The 5,568-nt window shown below is 50.6% G+C and carries 6 protein-coding genes; all 6 read left to right on the plus strand.

Annotation, left to right across the window (positions count from 1 at the left end):
* Positions 1–135: 135 nt before the first annotated feature.
* The 6 genes from ABJQ89_RS00710 (at position 136) to ABJQ89_RS00735 (ending at position 5,407) form a co-directional block, all read left to right on the plus strand.
* Entirely contained in the window at positions 136–588 is a 453-nt protein-coding gene (locus ABJQ89_RS00710) for a DUF6428 family protein (RefSeq protein ID WP_348494362.1), read from the plus strand.
* A 176-nt stretch (positions 589–764) separates the two neighbouring features.
* Positions 765–1,529 carry an adenine phosphoribosyltransferase gene (locus ABJQ89_RS00715; protein ID WP_348494363.1) on the plus strand — a complete coding sequence of 255 codons (765 nt, stop codon included), beginning with the start codon at positions 765–767 and terminating at the stop codon, positions 1,527–1,529.
* On the plus strand, positions 1,516–2,136 hold the full coding sequence (locus ABJQ89_RS00720) for a phosphoribosyltransferase family protein (protein ID WP_348494364.1): 621 nt from the start codon (positions 1,516–1,518) through the stop codon (positions 2,134–2,136). Before ABJQ89_RS00715 ends, ABJQ89_RS00720 begins: the two co-directional genes overlap by 14 nt.
* A gap of 164 nt (positions 2,137–2,300) precedes the next feature.
* Positions 2,301–3,167 (plus strand): LysR family transcriptional regulator, encoded by an 867-nt coding sequence (locus ABJQ89_RS00725; RefSeq protein ID WP_348494365.1) that lies wholly within the window; start codon positions 2,301–2,303, stop codon positions 3,165–3,167.
* A gap of 163 nt (positions 3,168–3,330) precedes the next feature.
* Complete coding sequence (locus tag ABJQ89_RS00730; RefSeq protein WP_348494366.1) at positions 3,331–4,470, plus strand: extracellular solute-binding protein; 1,140 nt, start codon at positions 3,331–3,333, stop codon at positions 4,468–4,470.
* A gap of 73 nt (positions 4,471–4,543) precedes the next feature.
* Complete coding sequence (locus tag ABJQ89_RS00735) at positions 4,544–5,407, plus strand: ABC transporter permease (protein WP_348494367.1); 864 nt, start codon at positions 4,544–4,546, stop codon at positions 5,405–5,407.
* Positions 5,408–5,568: the final 161 nt, after the last annotated feature.

Raw genomic sequence — 5,568 nt, forward strand, 5'->3', positions numbered from 1 at the left:
CATGTAATCGGTCTGCGTTGGAGAGTACTCCAAACAAGTTTGCTGCATTCTCGGCGTTCATATTTCAACAACCCTTGAAATGATTTGATCTGAATGTATGTTATTTCAAGAATCGTTGAAATGAAAGGATGCTAAATGACAAGTTTTGCAGAGCTACTTGCGGACATCTCGCGCCATGATTCAGAGCTACCGTTGGTTTTTCAAACTGAACAAGGCGACATTGGTGCAGGATATCATGTCACCGAACTGCGCCATTCTCAGAGCAAAGGCATTGATTGCGGTGGCAAGATTGAGAGTTGGGAAGAGACACGGTTACAGCTTTTGGATGGGGCAGGGACCAGTCATATGAATGTGGGGAAGTTTCGCGTGATTGTCGAAAAGAGCCTCTCAGCTATGCCTGAATTGGGGCAAGCGCCATTGCTGGTCGAATTTGGGCACGACAATTCAGGCCTTACATTATTGTCTCTGAACGAGTCTGAATTGCTAAATGGCCGTGTTGTCCTGCGTCTTGGCGATGCACGTGCTGTGTGCAAGCCCTTTGAACGCGCCAAAATAACGCCACCCACTGATGCACGGTGCTGTGCTTGACTTAAAGGTCAGACAAGATTGGTAAGGGCAGTTCTCGTGGTGCGGTAACCCACCAATTAGAACTGCCCAAGCAGCTCAGTCATTCGGAAACGTTATGTCTGAATAAATACTATAAATTTTCTAAATCTCGGCCTCGGTGGTAGCACTTTTTAAAGCGCGGTATTTTGAGGCAAGACATGAACCGAGACGACTTCAGACGAAAATTTGGTGCTTCAGGGCCGGTCATTCTTCCGGTTATTCATGTGCTTGATGCGCAGCAAACGCGAACGAACATCCAAGCCGCAATCGATGGTGGATGTTCGGGGGTGTTCTTGATCAATCATGATTTTGAGAAAGAAAAGCTCGTCCCGATCATAAGGGAGATGCGCGAAGCCTTTCCGAGCTATTGGATTGGCGTGAATTTTCTGGCCGTCACTGGTGAGTATGCCTTTCCGATTTTGGGACAGTTGCAGGCGGACGGTGTTCGGGTGGATGGCTATTGGGCTGATGATGCCCGCATCGATGAACGCCTGCCTGAAACTGGCCAACATGAGGCGGAAAAGATTGCTCAAATTCGCAAAGAGAGCGGCTGGAATGGGCTCTATATCGGCGGAACTGCGTTTAAGAAGCAGCGCGAAGTTGACCCCGCGGATTACGGAAAAAGCGCCCGCATTGCGGCGCAGTTTATGGACATCGTTGTAACCTCCGGGGTCGCGACGGGCCATGCTGCAGATGTTGGCAAGATCGCAACGTTTCGAAAGCACTGCGGGAATGCGCCACTTGGTCTTGCCTCTGGCATAACACCTGACAACGCGGCGCACTATGCAGAGGATGTTGATCTTTTCATGGTGGCGACAGGCATCAATTTTGAGGGTGATTTTTACAATATTGATCCTGCTCGCCTCGCGCATCTTATGAACGTTACTCAGACAGAACGGAGAATATCACATGACCCACGATAAAGGCCCAAGAGACGACCGTTGGTATTTTTCGCTCATGGCTCCCAATACCAAAGGTGACAAGTTTGCATGGCTCGATCCGACCTCCATTTATATCAATGGGGAGGCCTATCACGATCTGCTTGATGATCTTTGTGCGGATTTGGATGCGAGCGAGATTGATGTTGTCGCGGGCCTAGATGCCATGGGTTTCGTGCTGGCCGCTGGGATCGCCGCGCGGATTGGGCGGGGCTTCTTGCCGATCCGCAAAGCTGGGAAGCTCTGCGTCGATACCGATAGCGCCTCGATGACCAATTATTCCGGTCAAACGCAATCGATGGAAATGCGCTTGCCTGCATTCGCGCCAGAAACCCGAGTTTTGTTGGTCGATCAGTGGGTCGAAACGGGTGGAACGATGCATGGTGCTGTGCAATTGGTTGAACAACAACAGGGCAAAGTTGCGGGCATGGTGGCTATTGTCATGGAGGAAAATGACAACACGGCCAGATACCGCGAGACATATAAATGCGTGACAGCGATCCAACCCGGAACAGAGTGGCAGCGCCAAGCGAACGCCCAGTACTTAGAAAGCTTCAAGACATACAAACCTGAAATGGCGTTTCCGATTTAGCTTACCTGTGTAGGTAAGAGGACTTGTTTATGAAGGCCAGATGTTAGCAAAGCGCATTGCCTTTGGTGAATTGCTAAGCGGTGTCTGTGGTTTGGCGCCTGTTAAACGGGTATTTGTTCGCATTATGGTTGCCTGATTTGCATTTCTCAAACTAATGTTGAGCCATGCCAGTCGTTAATCTCTCAACCGAACTGTTGCGCACTTTCGTTACAATAAACGAAGTGGAGAGCTTCACGCGCGCGGCTGAAATCCTTGGCCGCACCCAACCTGCCATTAGTTTGCAAATGCAAAGGCTGGAGCAGGTGGTTGGCTATGATTTGATCGAACGGAACGGCAAAACCATCTCATTGACCGAACGGGGCGAAGAGCTTGAAGTGCATGCGCGTCAGATTTTGCGTCTCAATGATCTTGCGATGGCGCGATTTGATAAGCACGAACAATCTGCAAAATTGCGCATCGGTTTGCCCGTCGATTATGCTGTCGATACGCTGCAATCTTGCCTCACGGATGTGGTTCGTCAGTATGCAGATGTGCAGATTGAGATTTGTTGTGATCTGTCGAAACACTTGTTGAGTGCGTTGCGCCGCGATGAAATTGACGTGGTTGTTGCCCTGTTTGACGGAGATGATCAGCAATTCCTGTTTCGGAATTGGAAGGAGCAACCGACTTGGGTCGGGGCTGAAGACTTTGACATCAAAGCGCAGCCAGAAATTCCTTTGGTCGTGCATCCTTACGGCTGTGTGTATCGCGATCGCATGTCCACGGCATTAAAGCTGGCGGGACAAAGCTGGCGTATCGCTTATTCCAGCCCCGGGATTGGCGGGGTTCAGGCGGCTGTGCGTGATGGTTTGGGCGTGTCCTGCCTAACAGCGCCCACCGTGTTAGATGGCATGCGCATATTTACGGAAGCGGATGGATTACCTGCGTTGCCATATCTCCATATTGGCCTGTTTGCGCGCCAAACCCAGCTCGGTGCGAGCGGTTATGCTGCAATTGATGCCATGATTCTGGCACTTGATCAGCAATCTTGACCTTTTTTTGTGCAGATAAGCGTTCATTATGGAAGCATATAAACGATAAATTTCCCATAACTCATTCCCTGCACTAGCCTCCAATGAAAACGGAACCGGAAAATCTGGTCTGAATAATAATTTAGCTCTTTCAAGTGAAAGAGCGTTCAACGGAGAGATGAAGATGATTAAGACCGAACCAAAGTCATTTATGAGTAAGCCGAGCCGTCGCCAACTGCTGAAAGCAGGGGGAGCGGCTGTATTGACGACACCTTTCGTGGGCCGCGCATGGGCTGCGACCACTGAGATCAACATGCTGGCATGGTATGGCCACGGTGAGCCGGATATTGTTGCGGAATACGAAGCTGCCAACAACGTCAAATTCGTTCCCAAGTATTACGCGGGCGGCGACAATATGTTGGCCTTGATCGCGCAATCGCCTCCCGGCACTTACGATATCATTCTTTCGGACGCGGAATTTGTTCAGCAGCTCAACCTGGCGGGCTATATCGATCCGCTTGATCCCGCAGATTACCCTCTTGATGACATGTTGCATGAGGACTTTTCAAAGTTCCCGGGCCATTGGGCGGATGACAAGCTGTTTTCCATGATCTTGCGCGGGGGTCATTTGGGTGTTTCATATAACAAAAACTCCGTGACCGAAGAAGAAGCGCAAAGCTATTCTTGTTTCTGGAAGCCGGAACTCGAAGGCAAAGTCGGACACTTTGATTGGCACCTGCCAAACCTTGGCATGATGAGCCTTTATAACGGCAACGGCGCGGGTCTTTGGGATCTTGATGATGCCAAATGGGACGCTGTGCAGGAAACAACGATGGGCCTGCGCAAACAGGCTGGTGGTTTCTTTGATTATGGTGGAACGTTCAACGGCCTGAAGAATGGCGAAATGCAGGCGATGTGCGGTATCGGTGACTGGATCACTGGTGTGCTTGAAAAAGATGGCGCACCTGTCGGTTCTGTCATCCCGAAAGAAGGCGGCATTCAGTTTACGGAAAGCTATTCAATCGGGAAGGGCAGCGAAAAGACGGAAGAAGTCAAAAAGTTCATCCAATATATGCTCTCGCCTGTCGGTCAGGTGAAATCTGCTCAAATGGCAGCCTATCCCGGTTTCTGTGTGACCAAAGCGGGTCGTGCAGCCCTAATCGAAGCGGATGGTGCAGAAGCGCAGCGTAGCCACCAGATGGACGGTGATCCACAAGACCCGATTACGCTGATCAAAGAGGGACGCATTCACTACCGTGATATTCCTCAGCAGCAGGGGCTCGAGGATTGGAATGACTTCTGGTCCGAGTACAAAAACGCGTAAATAGACGCTTATACTTGACCTTTGCGGGCGATCCTTAGATCGCCCGCAAAGGTCAATGGACCCTGTGCCCAATATGCCAACTAGACCGCGTCGAACTCTCAATCTCTTTGCGCTGACATGGCGATTGCCAATTATCTTCTGGCAGTTCCTGTTCTTTGTCGGTCCCGTTCTTTTCATGATCGCGATGTCGTTTTTCTTGGTGAAAAACTACCGCATGACCGAAGCGTTCGAGTTCGTGAATTGGACCAAGATGCTAAGCCGCGGGTATTTTTGGGACAGCTATTGGTACACAGTCTTCATCGCGGCCGTTTCCACGATCTGCGCGATGTGCATCGCTTTTCCAGCGGCGTTTGCACTGGCGTTCCGCGCCTCCGATAGCACGCGGCGATGGGCGATATTCCTGTTAATCATTCCCTTCTTCACATCCTACTTGGTGCGCACTTTTTCATGGTTTGTGATCCTTTCGGAAAGCGGCGTGGTGAATGCGATATTGGGGAGCATCGGCCTTGGTCCTTACACAATGCTCAACACCAATTTCGGCACGCTGGTTGGCTACATGACGCTCACCTTGCCCTTGGTGGTTATCTTGCAAACTGTGACGATGGCGAACATCGACAAAACGTTGATAGAAGCCGCGCGCAATCTTGGGTGTTCGGCCTTTCGAACCATTTGGCAGGTGATTATTCCCCTGTCTAAAACAGGGCTGATCATCGCCGCGATCTTTTGTTTCATCCTGTCCTTCGGTGACTTCGTCGCGCCCTTCTATCTGGGAGGCTCCCAAGAACCGACTTTGCCAATCTTGATCCTCGATACGACAAAGTCAGGGCAGCAATGGCCGCGGGCTGCCGTTGTCGCGATCATGATGATGGTCACGCTTTTTGCTATCGCCTTCATCGGTATCGCGCTGGCCTATCGCAAACCAAAAGGTGCCAAATGAACGCAAACCGCACCTTAAACGTGATCCTCGGGATATATGTCGCGCTGATCTTTGCCTTTGTCTTTGCGCCGATCATCTTCAGCATGATCTTTTCCTTCAATTCACAGCGTTTCCCAACCATTCCGCTGGGCGAGTTTTCGACAGAATGGTACGCTAAAATC

It is taken from the genome of Planktotalea sp. (genome assembly GCF_039984035.1).
Taxonomy (GTDB): domain Bacteria; phylum Pseudomonadota; class Alphaproteobacteria; order Rhodobacterales; family Rhodobacteraceae; genus Planktotalea.